This window comes from Octadecabacter temperatus (assembly GCF_001187845.1).
GTDB classification, from domain to species: Bacteria; Pseudomonadota; Alphaproteobacteria; order Rhodobacterales; family Rhodobacteraceae; genus Octadecabacter; species Octadecabacter temperatus.
The window spans coordinates 2,535,762-2,551,100 of the sequence record NZ_CP012160.1 but is presented as its reverse complement, the minus strand read 5'-3'; the positions used below and the strand labels follow the sequence as shown (position 1 = coordinate 2,551,100).

The window sequence follows — 15,339 nt, the reverse complement described above, 5'->3', positions numbered from 1 at the left end:
AGCGGGATTTAGTATCCTTTGGTTCGGTCCACGAGGTACAGAAACGGTTCCCCAGCTTCGCCGCGGCGGATGTTTTCTGCAATGCATGTGGCGGCCGTTTTCGCGCGCGTTGTGGATGCGATGTGCGGTGTCACCGTGACCTGTGGGTGTTTCCAGAACGGGTGGTTTTCGGGAAGGGGTTCGGTTCGAAAGACATCCAGTGTGGCGTGCGCGATATTGGCATCAAGTGCGGCGACAAGAGCGTCGTCATCGATAAGTGGTCCGCGGCCCGGGTTGATGATGAAGGCGCCGTCTGCAAGCAACGCAAGGGTCTTTGCGTTTAGTATGTTTGTTGTGGCGTCCGTAAGGGGCAGGAGCAGGACGATGATTTCTGCCCCTGTCAGAGCTTTCTTTAGCCCAGTGTCGCTAGCGAGGCATGTTACACCTTGAATGGTTTTCTGCGAACGGCTCCATCCCGTTACGGGAAATCCGAGCGTGGCTAGCATCTGCGCACAGGCAGCACCGAGTTCGCCAAGGCCGAGGATGGTGACAGGGCGTTCCCGCGACAAAGGTGGGTAATCCGTACGCCACTCACCGTCTTGCCCCAATATATGCGCGTCTATGCCGAGGTGATGGCGCATGACATGGCCAACCACCCATTCCACCATCCCGTCTGTCAAACCAGGGTCAACCATCCGCGCGAGCGGTTGCGTAAGCGTTTCGTTCGAAACGATATCTTCAACGCCCGCCCAAAGGTTCAGGACCGCTTTGCAGAATGTGTAAGGGCTGAAATCTTGTACGGGGCCATTTGGGGCAGCGATGATGTAATCGACCGTTTCTGGGGCGTGGCTGCGCGAGAGGTCAACGATTAGCCCCTCAGTGTTAAAGGCAGGCGGCAGTGCCTCAAGGTATTCAGGCCAAACGTGATCGCCAGCTGAGAACAATGCGCGGATCATGGGAACCTCAGTTAACGTGGCTTATGGACGTGCGCGGATTGAACCAACCCGAAAGCCACCATCAGAACCAGCATCGCAGAACCACCATAGCTGACCAGTGGCAACGGCACACCAACGACGGGGGCGAGGCCCATCACCATCGCCATATTCACCGAAAAGAACAGGAAGAATGTCACGGCGACACCCATCGTTATGAGGGACGCGAAGCGGTCCTTATTCGTCACCGCGGATTGCACACAGAAGATGATGATGAGGGCATAAAGAATAAGAAGGCCGAAAGCGCCGAGGAAGCCGAACTCTTCGGCTAGGGTCGTGAAAATAAAGTCGGTATGTTTTTCCGGCAGGAAGTTCAGCCGGCTTTGGGTGCCTTGCATATATCCACGCCCCGTCCAGCCCCCAGACCCAAGCGCAATTTTGGCTTGCGTGATGTGATAGCCCGCACCAAGCGGGTCTTGGGTGGGATCGATAAACGTATCGATGCGGCGATATTGGTAATCCTTCAACACCTGCCAACCCGTGCCACGAGACTGGAAAACAGCCGTAACCAGCCCGATAACTGCACCGATCACAGTCGCAAAATAGGCCCAGTGAACACCCGCCAAAAACATGATCGCGCCGCCGCCTGACACCAAAAGGATCGTGGTCCCCAAGTCAGGTTGGCTGAGGACGAGGTAAGCCGGTGCGGCGATGAAAAGAAGCGGGACGAGGATCCAAACGGGTTTACTGACTTTGCTCAGCGGCAGCCAATCGTAGTAGGCGGCCAGCAACATGATGAGTGTGATTTTCATCATTTCAGAGGGCTGGAAGTCCATAAAACGCAAGTCGAGCCAACGTTGGGACCCATTGCGCTCGACACCCACGATGTCGACGGCGACGAGCAAAATAAGGGCAACCAAGTAACCTACCACAGCCATATTGCGCCAAAACCAGATGGGGACCATCGCCATGCTGACCATCACAGCCAGACCAAGGCCAAAGCGCTGGACTTGCGGCGTGACCCAAGGGTTCATTGATCCGCCCGCAACCGAGTAGAGCATCAGGAAGCCAAAGCCAGACACTGCGGTGATCAAAAACACGACCGGCCAGTTCAGGAACAAAAGTTTGCGAAACCCGACCGGGACGTCTTTGAATTGATATGCGAGATAGCTCATTAGGCTTCGTCCGTGTCACGGCCGGGCCGGATTTCGCGCAACAGTGGCTCTAAGCGACGCTGTTGCGCCGCGATCGCGCTGCGTGATGCGGATGGATAGGCAGAGAGCGGAGGCGTTCCACCATAAAGCGCTTGGAGCATGACATCGCGTGCAATGGGTGCCGCCGCTGTCGAGCCACCGCCGCCATGTTCAACCACAACGGCAACTGCGTATTTCGGATTGTCAGCTGGGGCGAAAGACACAAACAGCGCGTGGTCACGGCGGTTCCATGGCAGATCAGCGTTGCGCGTTACGCCGGCATCGCGCTCGGCCTGCGTAATTCGGCGTACCTGTGACGTACCGGTTTTACCCGCCATGCGGAATTCTTGCGCGGCGATGCGCGTGCGGTAAGCGGTGCCGCGCGAATGGTTCGAGACATCATACATCGCGCTTCGAATTCGGCGCAGGTTGTTTTCGTTCAGCCCAAGGCTTTCGCCTGCACCTGAAGGTTCTTCGACCCCATCAATTGAGCGAACAAGGCGCGGTGTTACAGAGCGACCCGTCGCAATACGCGCGGTCATCACCGCAAGTTGCAGCGGTGACGTCGAAACATAGCCCTGTCCAATGCTCGCGTTAACGGTGTCACCAATGCGCCAATCTTCACCGCGTGCTTCGCGCTTCCATGCTTTGTCGGGCATAATGCCAGAGCGGATGGCAGACATGGGCAATTCGTGGCGCTCCCCAAGGCCGAGCTTGCGCCCCATTGCTGCGATCTTGTCGATGCCGACGCGCTGGGCGATGTCATAATAGTAAACGTCACAAGACTGTTTCAGGCTTTCATTCAGGTTCATGTTGCCATGACCGGAACGGCGCCAGCAGTGGAAGCGCACGTCAAATACATCGGTATGGCCTACGCAGCGCACGGTTTCGTCGGCGTCGACTTTTCCGTCTTCCAGCGCAGCCAAGGCTGTTACCATCTTGAACGTAGATCCGGGTGGATAGGTCCCCTGAACGGTTTTTGCAGCCAATGGGCGGCGGTGAAGCGGGGCTTCAACTTCTCGTTCGTTGAGTTCGTCCCAAAGCTTCGTTGAGATTCCCGTCACGAAGACATTTGGATCATAGCTCGGTGCCGAACCGATACCAACGACGTCGCCATTTGTGACGTCGATAACAACTGCGGCCGCGGATTCACCGCTAAGCCGCGCTTGGACGTAGTTTTGAAGGCGCGCGTCGACGGTTAGTTGCACATCAGCGCCGGGGATCCCTTCAACACGGTCAAGTTCGCGCATTACGCGGCCAGCGGCGTTAACTTCGACACGCTTGGTGCCAGCAGATCCGCGCAGGTCGCGTTCCATCCGATTTTCGACCATCGTTTTACCGATCTGAAAGCGCGGAATTTGCAGTAAAGGATCTTGGTCGTCGATCTGGCTAAGGTCGTAGTCGGACACAGGACCAACGTATCCAACGACATGGGCCATGTCGGGTCCCTGCGGATAGATCCGGCTACGACCCAATTCGGCGACAACACCGGGCAACGCGGGGGCGTTTACGGTTACGCGGGAAACGTCTTCCCAGCTAATGCGTTCCGCGACAGTCACAGGGACGAAAGGCGAGCGTGCTTTCAACTCACCGCGCGCCTTTTCAAGGCGTTCGGGGTCCAACGCGATGATCCGGTCCAATCGGGCCAGAACTTCATCCACGTCTCCCGCGCCTTCGCGGGTCATTGTGATGGAATAATGCTGTTCATTGTCTGCCAGTACGACACCGTTGATATCATAAACCAAGCCGCGGGCAGGCGGGATCAGGCCGATGTTGATGCGATTTTCCTCGGCCAACATGCGAAACGTGTCCGCTTGATCAACCTGCATAGACGCCATCCGCGCCCCCAAAGTCGCGACAATGGCGGCCTGCGCCGATCCAAGCAACATGGCGCGACGGGACAAGCGGCGGGCGCCTTCCTCGGTCTCCTTTGGACCTTTTTTCATAAGACCAACCTCATATGCGGTGTCCTAATTCGTCTGTTTCGCCTGGCGCTGGGCGGCTTACGCCAAACAACGCATAAGACACGAACACAACAAGCGGATATGCCAGCAATGTAAGGGTTAACTGGATCAATGCCAGCCCCAGCGTCCCCGGTGGAACAAGAACTATCGACAATGTGACCCAGTAGATGACCGAAATCGCCACGATGCCTGCAGCAACGGTCGCCCATTCCAACCAAAACGGTAGGGTCCGCATTGACCGCGATCGTCCGCGCAAGATTTCCGTGAGGATAAGAACCAAAGCCGCCCATAACCCAGGCGGGCGTTGAAACAGGAAGTCAGCAAGCAAGAAGACGACCGCAATGACCCAGACGGGTGCGAACGACGGGCGCCGCGTTACCCAAGTCGCCGCAAGGAGGACCAAGAATTGCGGCGCGATCCATCGAACAGGGTCGAAAAACTGTTCAACCTCGGCCACGCCAGATTGCGCTGCGCTGCGCTGTTCAATCGGAATGAGGGTGCTGCCACCAAAACTTGGGGGGACTATTTCAAGCGGAATGAGGTGCGTAAAAATGATGAAGAGGCAAAGCAAGGCAAATGTGATGCGCCCGATCCATCTACGACGAGAAAGGTCGTTGTCAGCCATCGGAGCCGCCCTCGGCTTCAGGTTCAGGCTCGACCGGAAGCTGCGGCTGGAACGTCGGTGCAAGGAGGGTACCCGCTTCTTCAATACGCGCATTTGGCTGGCTTCGCAGCACGCGTAGGAATTCAAGGCGTTCTAAATCAGCAGACAGGCGCGCGCGTTGGCGACCGTCCGTACCGCGCGCAAGTTGGCCCACCAATAGGTCAGCTGGAAACACGCCTCCGTCGCCTGAAGTTACGATACGGTCCCCCGGTTTCACAAGGTCAGGGTCTTCGATGAATTGCAGCAACGGGTTGATCGTATTGTCACCCGACAAAATAGCACGCTGGCCGGATGGCTGGATCGTAACTGGGATCTGGCTAGAAGTGTCTGTCACGAGGATCACACGCGATGTTTCTTCGCCAACACCGGAGATACGCCCGACAAGACCAATGCCATCCATTGCGGGCCATCCGTCAAGAATACCATCACGCGCGCCTACATTAAGTAGAACAGATTGACGAAACGGAGAGCCCGAGTCAGCCATGACTACACCCGTGATCCGCGTCAGTTGTGGGTCGAGTTGGACGTTGATCAGGTCGCGCAATCGGGCGTTTTCTTGGTCGAGTTGAATAGCCGCCTCACGCCAGCTTTTCATGTCCTGCAATTCACGTCGTAGGTCCGAGTTTTGCTGGGCAAGGCGTTGATAGGATTGAAAATCAGACAATAGGTTCGCAACACCCGTCACTGGTGCCATTGCCCAGTCAAAATTCGGCACAACGGCATCAATCACCATCATGCGAAAGCGCTCAACGCGGGGGTTATCGATGCGCCAGATTAGGAAAGTTGCGAGCATGAACAGCACCAGCATGCCGACCAACAAACGCCGGACGGGGCTTACAAAATCCTCAGATTGCTGTCTATCCCGGGCCAAGATCTGCCCCTAACTTAGCTGTCGTAGTCAATAACGTGACGCAATTGCGTCTCGTATTCCAGTGCCTTACCGGTGCCGAGTGCCACACAGTTCAGGCTTTCATCAGCAACCGATATCGCGAGGCCCGTTTGTTCGCGCAGCGCAAGATCAAGTTCGCCGAGCAATGCACCACCGCCTGTGAGCATAACACCGCGATCAACGATGTCTGCCGCGAGGTCGGGTGGTGTTGCTTCAAGGGCTGTCATAACCGCTTCACAGATCTGCTGAACAGGTTCTGCAAGGGCTTCGGCGACTTGCGCCTGTGAAATTTCGGTTTCCTTTGGCACACCGTTCAGCAAATCACGACCACGGATCATCATGGACTGGCCACGGCCATCATCAGGCATACGTGCGGTGCCGATGGATGTTTTGATACGCTCAGCGGTGGATTCACCGATCAACAGGTTATGCTGACGGCGCAGGTAAGAAATGATCGCTTCATCCATGCGGTCACCACCAACGCGCACAGAACGCGCGTAAACGATGTCACCAAGGGACAGAACCGCAACTTCGGTCGTACCACCACCGATGTCGACAACCATGTTGCCTGTGGGATCAGTGATCGGCATGCCCGCACCAATGGCGGCAGCGATGGGTTCTGCGATCAGACCGGCGCGGCGCGCACCAGCTGAGAGAACAGATTGACGAATAGCGCGTTTTTCAACGGGAGTAGCGCCATGAGGTACACAAACGATGATCTTCGGCTTGGAAAACGTGGACCGTTTATGCACCTTGCGGATGAAGTGTTTGATCATCTCTTCGGCGGTGTCAAAGTCGGCAATCACGCCTTCACGCATTGGACGGATCGCGCTGATGGACCCTGGCGTACGACCCAGCATCAGTTTCGCGTCTTCGCCCACGGCCAGCACTTTACGAACGCCGTCTTTCATATGGTAGGCAACAACGGACGGTTCTGACAGAACGATCCCCTTGCCTTTGACATAGACCAGCGTGTTCGCTGTTCCGAGGTCGATTGCCATATCGGACGAGAAGAGATTGCCTAAGCCAAACATTATAGTGCCGTTCCCACAGAAAGATCGCCCGCGACTCCCCTTTGGATACGGACCTGCGCGCTTATAGGGCGCGGGGGCTTTGGGGGGAAGGGGGGATGGTGCCGCGATGGGCGTGATATCGCTGTTTAGGGACAGGTTATTTGACTGGTTTTAGGCTGTCAGGGTGGAACGACAGAGCTTTGCAAACGTCATCGGATATCAAGTGCGGCGCATTGGCATTCGGTATCCAAAGGGTAACGGTCCAAAAACCGACCCATGAAACCCGTACAAATGTATTCTCCCTCTCGAAAAACATTGTGTTTTCAAGATCGAGGGGTGTTCCCAAAATTTGGGTAAACGTTTCACGTATAGGCTCAATGGATGGTGGAGAATCCATGATTATAACGCTTTGGCCTCCGTCAAACTCAGCAAGAACTTGGTACAAGAACGCGCGAAGCAGCGGGCGGCCGGTGGATTGTGCTTGGACAAGTTCAACCTGTTTACGTCGCATTCGGCGTTCGAGCACTTGAACTGTGCAGATGTCCTTCGCGATATCGGCGGACTGCAAGGCAAACCAAGGGTTTCCCTTTCTAAAGCGAACAAACCCAACGCTGGGGCACGTCACGTCAATTCGAGAAAGGTCCTCAACAATCAATGAATAGGGCTGTACTCGACCTGTTATTGTTCCGCGCCCGAACCATAAACGGCCCAACTCACCGTTTGATTTGAGGTCGGCCAAAAGCGTGAGCGCGAGCCTTGCCTCTAAGCCGATTGGTTCATCGGTTATTGTCGCGACTTGCGCGATAAGGGCGTCTGCTGCTTCTGGGGCACTTTCGATTTTGGCACCGCAAACGTCCGAAAGAAGGCGGCGAAAACCGTCGTAAAACCCCGCGACGTCATCCGGCGCGAGGTTTGTTAGGTAGCGGTTACTCACCCGCATCCGTGTATTTGATACCTGCAGTATCAGACCCCGGCGCAGTTTTTTCACGCTTTACAATCAATCGGTTAAGCGCGTTGATGTACGCCTTTGCAGAGGCAACCACCGTGTCTGTATCTGCTGACTGGCCTGTTGCGATGCGCCCGTCTTCTTCCATGCGAACCGATACAGTCGCCTGCGCGTCGGTGCCCTCAGTGACTGCATGCACTTGGTACAGCTGCAAGCGTGCGTTGTGGTCAAACAGGGCCTTAACAGCGTTGAAGGTCGCATCAACTGGGCCATCGCCTGTGGCTTGGGTCGTGTGGTCGGTCCCATCGACTTCCAGAACCATCGTCGCCTTTTGCGGGCCATTCATACCGCAGATGACGGTCAGGTCTTTCAGCTTCAGACGATCATCTTCAGTATCGTTTTGGCGGATCAGCGCGATCAGGTCGTCGTCAAAGACTTCCTTCTTGCGGTCAGCCAAGTCTTTGAAGCGTACGAACACGTCTTTCAGTTCGTTGTCGCCCATCTCGAAGCCCAGCTCAGTCAGCTTTGCGCGCAGCGCGGCACGGCCGGAGTGTTTGCCCAACGGCAGGGACGTTCCGGACAGACCAACATCCTCAGGGCGCATGACCTCGAACGTTTCGCGGTTTTTCAGCATGCCGTCTTGGTGGATGCCGGATTCATGGGCGAATGCGTTCTTGCCGACGATGGCTTTGTTGAACTGCACGTTAAAGCCGGAAACCGTCGCAACGCGGCGCGAGATGTTCATGATTTTAGTGGTATCAATGCCAGTACGATACGGCATCACGTCCTTGCGAACCTTCATTGCCATAACGACTTCTTCCAGCGCAGTATTCCCTGCGCGTTCGCCTAGGCCATTGATTGTACACTCAATTTGTCGCGCGCCGCCCTGAACAGCCGCCAATGAGTTCGCTGTCGCCATCCCCAGATCGTTGTGACAATGGGTTGAGAAAATAACCGTATCGGCACGATCAACTTCTTCAATCAAACGCTTGATCAGATCGGCGGATTCCACGGGTTCGGTATAGCCCACGGTGTCTGGAATATTGATCGTGGTCGCGCCTGCTTTGATGGCAATATCAACGGTGCGCTTTAGGAAATCCCATTCGGTGCGGGTCGCGTCCATGCTGGACCACTGCACGTTGTCGCACAGATTGCGGGCGTGGGTGACGCAGTCGTGGATGCGTTCCGCCATTTGATCCATGTCGAGATTCGGGATCGCGCGGTGCAGCGGTGAGGTGCCAATGAACGTGTGGATACGCGGCTTGGATGCGTGTTTCACGGCTTCCCAGCAGCGGTCGATGTCTTTGAAGTTGGCGCGCGATAACCCGCAAATTTGGGCGTTCTTGGACAGCTTTGCGATTTCACTTACCGCGTTGAAGTCACCCTCTGAGGCGATGGGAAAACCGGCTTCGATGATATCGACGCCCATTTCATCCAGCATCTCTGCGATTTCCAGTTTTTCGTCATGAGACATTGTTGCGCCGGGGGATTGCTCGCCGTCGCGCAGAGTCGTGTCAAAGATCAGAACTTGATCGGTCATTTTGGTATTTCCTTGATTTCCTTAGTATTTCTTGGCGCGTCTCACCCTCTGAGCGGTCGCGCCGAAAGGCACGCTCAGAGGCGACTAAGGAGGAGGCCGAGGAGGGCCTGGATATGTGCGTTTTGCATCATGGGGCTGACTATACTCCAGTGTTCGCGATTGAAAAGGGGGGTGCTGTCAATTTCTGTGGACCTAATGGCGCAACGGCTTAGATTGGAGTGTATGAAAAGAGCATTGGTTATAGGTGTGTCGGGCGGCATAGGTGACGCTATGGCGTTGGAATTGGCCTGTCGGGATTTTGAAGTTACTGGCTTGTCGCGCTCGGGTGACGGGCTGGATGTTACTGATACCGCGGCGATTGAGCGGAGTGTGGCCATGCTTGAGGGCACGTTTGACCTTGTATTTGTGGCGATTGGAACTTTGGCGGCGGGTGGAGAACCTGAAAAGTCGTTGGCGGCCATAGACAGCGATCAGATGGCGCGGGTTATGGCCGTGAACGCCATCGGACCTGCGCTCATCTTGGCACATATCCAAAAATTGCTACCACAGGACCGCCGCAGTGTGGTTGGTGTTTTGTCAGCGCGAGTTGGGTCTATTGGCGACAATAAAATCGGTGGTTGGCATTCTTATCGCGCCTCCAAAGCAGCGTTGAATCAAATTGTGCGAGGGGCAGCGATTGAGATTGGGCGAAAGCGTCCCAACACGGTCATTGTGGCTTTGCATCCCGGGACCGTGGATACAGAATTCACGCAAAACTACCCTACCCACAGAAAGGTAACTCCTAAAGAAGCCGCGTCGAATTTGTGCAATGTATTGGACGGATTGGGTGCCAAGCAAACGGGTGGTTTTTTTGATTACACGGGCGCGGAGGTCGTGTGGTGAACAGGGTCAAGTTCCGCCAATTGCAGCCGAATGATCCTGCGCTCGCGCAAGCATTCGATGTTATGCGTGCCGCATTTGCAGGGATGGAAGGGCGGATTGACCCGCCATCATCGCTTGAATCGATGACGTTAGAGAGCCTGCAACGGACCGCGGATGATGCAGAATTCTGGGTGGCCGGAGACCCTGTGGTTGGCACAGTGACCCTGACGCCGAAGGAGAAGGTTCTGTATGTCGGGAAGTTGGCGGTGACGGACCCGCGCCAAGGGTTAGGCCGTGCGTTGATGGAACTGGCCGAGGAACGCGCGGTGGTGCTTGGGTATGATTGGTTAGAGCTGCAAAGCCGCGTGGAACTGGTCGAGGTTCATGCTGTCTTCAAGGCGTTAGGTTACCGTGAAATTGCGCGAACGACACATGATGGGTTTAAACGACCGACGGCAATTTTGTTCAGGAAGAAGATTAGCTGAGCATTTGATCGAGCCTAAGACGGTTCAAAACCTACGACGCACTTTCGCATTTAGGGATGCAGCGATTATTGGATCGGTTGTTCCAACACAGGCTTGCTGTTCTTCTTGATACGGCCCGCAAGCGAGAGCATCGCATGCCCCTTTTCAGGAATGAAACGCGCTGGGCTTGGGCTGAAATCAGCAGAAACGATTTCCGGAAACAAGGCCGTAATTTCACGGCGCGCAGCGGGACCAACCGCTTTAAGAGCTTCCTGTCCGGTAAACAGACTTTCGGTTGGCGCGCCGTTCGCAAATACGATTTCGTGCTTGGCGAACAAGAAGTGGGTATAGGTCACCGATGTCGTGTCCTGATCGACGCTAATCCCTTCAAGCCCCAAGAGTTTCTTGGCAGGGATCAAAACTTCAGATTCGCCAAACATACGTTGCGCCACAATCGAGCGGACAAAAATTCGGTGTTGCGGGGAGACAAGCAGGTCTTGCTCTGGGACGCCGTCACCGAGGGCGCCTGCTTCAATTCTAATCGGTCTCAAGTTCGGGTTAACTGCAAGATCAATGGAATCCAATGTGCGCGACCCGATCCAGCGGATCGGTTGATAGCCGTTGTCCATTGTCATGACTTCGTCGTTGATTTCTAGATCTTCGACGCAGATACGACCGTTACGTGTCAAAATTTGCGTGCCACCAGCGAAACAGACAATGAAATCGGTGTAAAACTGATCTTCCGCAGACGGTGTGAAGTCTGGATTCGCGTTTGATTCCTCAGTGAAGTCATAGCTTTGATTTGGCAAAAGTGGCTCTGTTGAGACGAGCCCTTGGCTTATGTCTGTACCTGAATTGCCCCCACCAACGGAAACAGAAGCGACGACTTCACCGTCCGCTGCTGTCAGGTAATAATCGATGCGAATTTGCGTTCCCGCGGGATAGCTTACGCCATTGATTGTTGTCGCATTGGTGAGAACTTGGTTATTGCCACCGTTCTCACTGATGATGTTGTCGTTATCGGTTACATCGATCTCGATAACGCTAAGCGTCGCGCCAGTAGTAATCGTGTGATCTGGTGTGCCAATCGCGCCGCCGCCGCCGCCGCCCTCATTAGGGGGACCGACAGAAAAGCTTGATAGTTCGTATAAGTATAATACTGGCACTTGCTTCCCTTCACATTAATTAACCTCGAATTCCTCAAGGCTTTCAGACGAGCGAACTTGGTTGTTTATCGGTGTGGCGCATCAATTTGAAAGCGGGCGCCACCATGAGATTCACAATCAATTAATGTAGATGTAGGTGTGAAAATCCTGTCGTTTAGGGGAAAAGCCGCTCTCACAACGCAGAATCGCGCTGCTCAGCCGAGTGGGGCGCTCAATTCAGCCGAATGATTTGAATTGTTGAGAATTTGGAAACAATGCGATTGCACGTCATGGGTTGTGTATTATTCGCGTGCGAAACGACGGATCATCGGTTGTTGAAAAAATTGGCCGCAAAAACCACAACGATCTGCCTTTTTTTGAACCAGACCAAGCCCATTCTGGACTAGCCTACACTAAGTGATCGGGTAGCCGAACGTTTGGAGCTAGGGGCATGCGTGGTCTTAAGCACGCAAGCCGAACATCACTCGGTCGCGGGTTCCTCAACCACAACACCTTCAGTTGCGGGGCTGCTTGCGCCTTGTGTGACCAGTGCGCCGTCTTGCCATTCGCCGTCCGCATCTTGGCCAGAGGCGGCGTAAGTCATGGTGCCGGTCCCTTGGCGGCGGCCTGAACGGAATTCACCAGTATAGATGTCGCCATTGGTGTAGGTTGCGACGCCAAGGCCAGAGATTTCGCCGGTGTCCCACTGGCCCTCATAGGTGAAGCCATCTGCCATGGTGATTTTGCCGGAGCCATTGCGTTGGCCACCTGTAAATTCGCCTTCATAGATTGTGCCGTCGGCGTAGGTGGCGGTGCCAAAGCCGCTGCGCTGGCCGTCTGCCCAAGCGCCGACATAGGTATAACCGTCAGCGTATGTCATGGTGCCTTGGCCGTGGTTTTTGGCGTTCAGGAATTCGCCCTGGTAGACCAGCCCATTGGCGTAGGTCGCGATGCCCGTGCCGTTTATCACGCCGCCGTCCCAGCCGCCTTCATAAGTGGAACCATCGGGATAAGTGATTTTGCCTGTGCCGTGGGCGAGGTCGTCCATGAATGTGCCCGCGTAGGTCGAGCCGTCGGGGTATGTAACGCTGCCAGTACCTTCAATCTGGCCTTCGGACCATTCGCCTGCATAGCGGTAGCCATCAGCGCCCGTGAACGTGCCGTCCCCGTCGCGCAGATCATTGGCGAAGCCGCCAGCGTAGACGTCACCATTGGCGTAGGTGACAGTGCCGGTGCCATTGCGTTTGCCAGCCACGAGGTCGCCTTCATAGATATCGCCATTGGGTTGGGTCAGGCGGCCTGTGCCTTCGATCTGGCCGTTGGCCCATGTGCCTTCATAAATAAGGCCGTCAGGCATTGTCAGTTTGCCGACGCCTTGGCGTTCGCCATCCGCGAGGGAGCCAACATAGACCGCGCCATCAGGATAGGTGATAGATCCCTCGCCTTCTTTAACGCCATTCACCCACGGGCCTGCATAGATATACCCGCCCGGAGAGGTCATGGTGCCTTGGCCGTGATGCATGGCATTTCGAAAGTCGCCTTCATAGACGACGTCATTGGCGTAACGCGCAATGCCACGGCCTGTGATTTTTCCGTCTAGCCAGTCGCCTTCATAGGTGCCGCCGTCGGCAAAGTTGATCACGCCGAAGCCTTCGGGTTTGCCGGCTGCAAACTGGCCTTCGTAGATCGATCCGTTGGGGAATTGCGCAGTACCATCACCGCGAATTTCGCCTTCAAACCATTCGCCTTCATAGCGATAACCGTTGGGGAGGGTGTAAGCGCCTTGGCCGTGTTGCAGCCCGTTGAGGAACTGACCTTCGTAGATGCCACCATCGTCGTATTGTTTGGTTTGCACAGACTGCGCTGCGGCGGGTGTTGCCAGCATAAGCGCGGCGAGCAGGTGGGGCGTGAAGCGCATCATGGTGGGTCGGTCTTTCGCTGAAATATTTGCGCTACGTTAAGCGTAGGAGCAGACCAATTCAACGGGGTTCTGCGGCTTCGGCTTTCCCTTGCCGCTCTGTCGGATTAGATGGGGGTAAGACCGATGAAAGGCCACACAATGACTGACCGTTTTCGCGTAACACTGGCGCAATTGAACCCTTCTGTTGGGGATATTGCGGGCAATGCAGCCAAAGCACGTGATGCTTGGGCGAAGGGGCGTGATGCGGGGGCTGATTTGGTGATGCTGCCAGAGATGTTTCTTGTAGGCTATCAGACGCAGGATTTGATCCTAAAGGCCGCGTTCGAGCGGGACGCTATGGCGGCGCTTGATCAGTTGATGGCGGATTGCGCGGATGGGCCGATGCTAGGGATTGGTGGGCCAATGCGCGAGGGTGACAAGCTGCGCAATGCGTATTTCATCCTGAAGGGCGGCAAAGTGGTATCTACTACGCGCAAGTATTTCCTGCCTAATTTCAATGTCTTCGATGAAGTTCGCCTGTTTAGCCGCGCCGACATGCAAGGCCCATGGGATGCGGGACCGTTGCGGGTTGGCACGCCAATCTGTGAGGATTCTTGGTATCCTGACGTGTGTGAAGCCATGGTTGAAAGCGGTGCTGAAGTGTTGATGGTGCCCAATGGCAGCCCGTACTTTCGCAACAAACATGACGTGCGCATGAACCAGATGGTTGCGCGGGTCACGGAATGTGATGTGCCGCTTGTGTATTTGAATATGGTTGGTGGGCAGGATGATCAGGTGTTTGACGGCGGCTCGTTCGTGTTGAACCGACATGGGGCCTTGGCCGTTCAATTGCCGTGGTTCGATGAAGCCATTGCGCATGTAGATTTCGTTCGGACGAACGAAGGTTGGGTCGCTGAAGACGGCGATAAGGCGCTTGAGCCTGACAGCATGGAGACCGATTACGCCGCAATGGTTGCGGGTTTGCGCGACTACATGGCGAAGACTGGGTTCAAGAAAGTTCTGCTTGGCCTGTCTGGTGGCGTGGATTCGGCTATTGTTGCAGCGATTGCTGCGGATGCGCTGGGGCCGGAAAATGTGCGCTGCGTGATGCTGCCGTCTGAATACACATCAGAAGGGTCTTTGACGGATGCCAAGGCGGCGGCAGCGGCGCTGGGCGTTAAATATGACATCGTGCCGATTGGCGCGACCCGCACGGCTGTGACGGAAACGCTGGCCCCACTGTTTGAAGGTCTTGACGAGGGGCTGACGGAAGAAAACATCCAGAGCCGGATCAGAGGCTTGTTGTTGATGGCGCAATCCAACAAGTTTGGTGAAATGCTTCTGACAACAGGCAACAAATCCGAGGTCGCCGTGGGCTATGCGACGATCTATGGTGATATGTCTGGTGGATATAACCCCATCAAAGACCTCTATAAAACGCGGGTATTTGATATTTGCCGCTGGCGTAATGCGAACCACCGCCCTTGGATGAAAGCGCCGGCTGGAGAAATGATCCCTGTGGCGATCATCGACAAGCCTCCAAGTGCTGAATTGCGGGACGATCAGAAAGACAGCGACAGCTTGCCGGAATATGATGTGCTTGATGGCATCCTGACGATGCTGGTGGATGATGAGGCCAGTGTCGCGGACTGTGTTGCCGCAGGATATGACCGCGATGTCGTCAAAAAGATCGAACACCTGCTTTATATCAGTGAATACAAACGCTTTCAGTCTGCACCGGGGCCGCGCCTTTCGATGAAAGCTTTCTGGCTGGATCGGCGCTATCCGATTGTGAACCGCTGGCGCGATAACGGCTGAATTAATACTTTGAACGAGCTTTTCCACAATT

General features: G+C 55.3%; 13 protein-coding genes. 3 read left to right on the top strand and 10 right to left on the bottom strand.

Features of this window, described 5'->3' with window-relative positions; all coding sequences use genetic code 11:
• Positions 1 to 8: 8 nt before the first annotated feature.
• The 8 genes from OSB_RS12790 to OSB_RS12755 all read right to left on the bottom strand — a co-directional run bounded on the left by OSB_RS12790 (position 9) and on the right by OSB_RS12755 (position 9,120).
• Positions 9 to 935 carry a 2-hydroxyacid dehydrogenase gene (locus tag OSB_RS12790; RefSeq protein ID WP_049835360.1) on the bottom strand — a complete coding sequence of 309 codons (927 nt, stop codon included), beginning with the start codon at positions 933 to 935 and terminating at the stop codon, positions 9 to 11.
• Positions 936 to 946: 11 nt separating this feature from the next.
• Positions 947 to 2,086 carry a rod shape-determining protein RodA gene (gene rodA, locus OSB_RS12785; RefSeq protein WP_049835359.1) on the bottom strand — a complete coding sequence of 380 codons (1,140 nt, stop codon included), beginning with the start codon at positions 2,084 to 2,086 and terminating at the stop codon, positions 947 to 949.
• A complete protein-coding gene (mrdA, locus tag OSB_RS12780; RefSeq protein WP_049835358.1) occupies positions 2,086 to 4,050 on the bottom strand; it encodes a penicillin-binding protein 2 in 1,965 nt (654 codons plus the stop codon). The genes rodA and mrdA overlap by 1 nt, the downstream gene beginning before the upstream one ends.
• A 10-nt stretch (positions 4,051 to 4,060) precedes the next feature.
• Positions 4,061 to 4,693 carry a hypothetical protein gene (locus tag OSB_RS12775; RefSeq protein WP_049835357.1) on the bottom strand — a complete coding sequence of 211 codons (633 nt, stop codon included), beginning with the start codon at positions 4,691 to 4,693 and terminating at the stop codon, positions 4,061 to 4,063.
• The gene (gene mreC / locus OSB_RS12770) at positions 4,686 to 5,603 is read right to left on the bottom strand and encodes a rod shape-determining protein MreC (protein WP_049835356.1); all 918 of its coding nucleotides are present in this window, start codon (positions 5,601 to 5,603) and stop codon (positions 4,686 to 4,688) included. Before mreC ends, OSB_RS12775 begins: the two co-directional genes overlap by 8 nt.
• 14 nt (positions 5,604 to 5,617) lie before the next feature.
• Positions 5,618 to 6,655, bottom strand: a complete 1,038-nt coding sequence (locus OSB_RS12765; RefSeq protein WP_049835355.1) for a rod shape-determining protein — start codon at positions 6,653 to 6,655, stop codon at positions 5,618 to 5,620.
• A gap of 136 nt (positions 6,656 to 6,791) precedes the next feature.
• Complete coding sequence (locus tag OSB_RS12760) at positions 6,792 to 7,568, bottom strand: hypothetical protein (protein ID WP_049835354.1); 777 nt, start codon at positions 7,566 to 7,568, stop codon at positions 6,792 to 6,794.
• Positions 7,561 to 9,120: a 2-isopropylmalate synthase gene (locus OSB_RS12755; RefSeq protein WP_049835353.1), complete on the bottom strand. Its 1,560-nt coding sequence runs from the start codon at positions 9,118 to 9,120 to the stop codon at positions 7,561 to 7,563. The genes OSB_RS12760 and OSB_RS12755 overlap by 8 nt, the downstream gene beginning before the upstream one ends.
• Before the next feature lie 222 nt (positions 9,121 to 9,342).
• Here OSB_RS12755 and OSB_RS12750 point away from each other — a divergent pair, with 222 nt between their 5' ends.
• Positions 9,343 to 10,002, top strand: coding sequence for an SDR family NAD(P)-dependent oxidoreductase (locus OSB_RS12750; protein WP_049835352.1), 660 nt, complete (start codon positions 9,343 to 9,345; stop codon positions 10,000 to 10,002).
• Complete coding sequence (locus tag OSB_RS12745; protein WP_234967429.1) at positions 9,999 to 10,466, top strand: GNAT family N-acetyltransferase; 468 nt, start codon at positions 9,999 to 10,001, stop codon at positions 10,464 to 10,466. The genes OSB_RS12750 and OSB_RS12745 overlap by 4 nt, the downstream gene beginning before the upstream one ends.
• Before the next feature lie 65 nt (positions 10,467 to 10,531).
• On the opposite strand, the gene OSB_RS16875 is transcribed toward OSB_RS12745, so the two are convergent.
• The gene (locus OSB_RS16875) at positions 10,532 to 11,611 is read right to left on the bottom strand and encodes a Hint domain-containing protein (RefSeq protein ID WP_074202300.1); all 1,080 of its coding nucleotides are present in this window, start codon (positions 11,609 to 11,611) and stop codon (positions 10,532 to 10,534) included.
• 460 nt (positions 11,612 to 12,071) lie between these two features.
• Positions 12,072 to 13,511, bottom strand: a complete 1,440-nt coding sequence (locus tag OSB_RS12735) for an MORN repeat-containing protein (protein ID WP_049835351.1) — start codon at positions 13,509 to 13,511, stop codon at positions 12,072 to 12,074.
• Positions 13,512 to 13,649: 138 nt separating this feature from the next.
• Here OSB_RS12735 and OSB_RS12730 point away from each other — a divergent pair, with 138 nt between their 5' ends.
• Positions 13,650 to 15,308 (top strand): NAD+ synthase, encoded by a 1,659-nt coding sequence (locus OSB_RS12730; protein WP_049835350.1) that lies wholly within the window; start codon positions 13,650 to 13,652, stop codon positions 15,306 to 15,308.
• Positions 15,309 to 15,339: the final 31 nt, after the last annotated feature.

Coding starts and splice junctions, on each gene's coding strand:
- OSB_RS12790 (WP_049835360.1), bottom strand. CDS start 935: ATGATCCGCGCATTGTTCTCAGCTGGCGATCACGTTTGGCCTGAATAC.
- rodA (WP_049835359.1), bottom strand. CDS start 2,086: ATGAGCTATCTCGCATATCAATTCAAAGACGTCCCGGTCGGGTTTCGC.
- mrdA (WP_049835358.1), bottom strand. CDS start 4,050: ATGAAAAAAGGTCCAAAGGAGACCGAGGAAGGCGCCCGCCGCTTGTCC.
- OSB_RS12775 (WP_049835357.1), bottom strand. CDS start 4,693: ATGGCTGACAACGACCTTTCTCGTCGTAGATGGATCGGGCGCATCACA.
- OSB_RS12765 (WP_049835355.1), bottom strand. CDS start 6,655: ATGTTTGGCTTAGGCAATCTCTTCTCGTCCGATATGGCAATCGACCTC.
- OSB_RS12755 (WP_049835353.1), bottom strand. CDS start 9,120: ATGACCGATCAAGTTCTGATCTTTGACACGACTCTGCGCGACGGCGAG.
- OSB_RS12750 (WP_049835352.1), top strand. CDS start 9,343: ATGAAAAGAGCATTGGTTATAGGTGTGTCGGGCGGCATAGGTGACGCT.
- OSB_RS12735 (WP_049835351.1), bottom strand. CDS start 13,511: ATGATGCGCTTCACGCCCCACCTGCTCGCCGCGCTTATGCTGGCAACA.
- OSB_RS12730 (WP_049835350.1), top strand. CDS start 13,650: ATGACTGACCGTTTTCGCGTAACACTGGCGCAATTGAACCCTTCTGTT.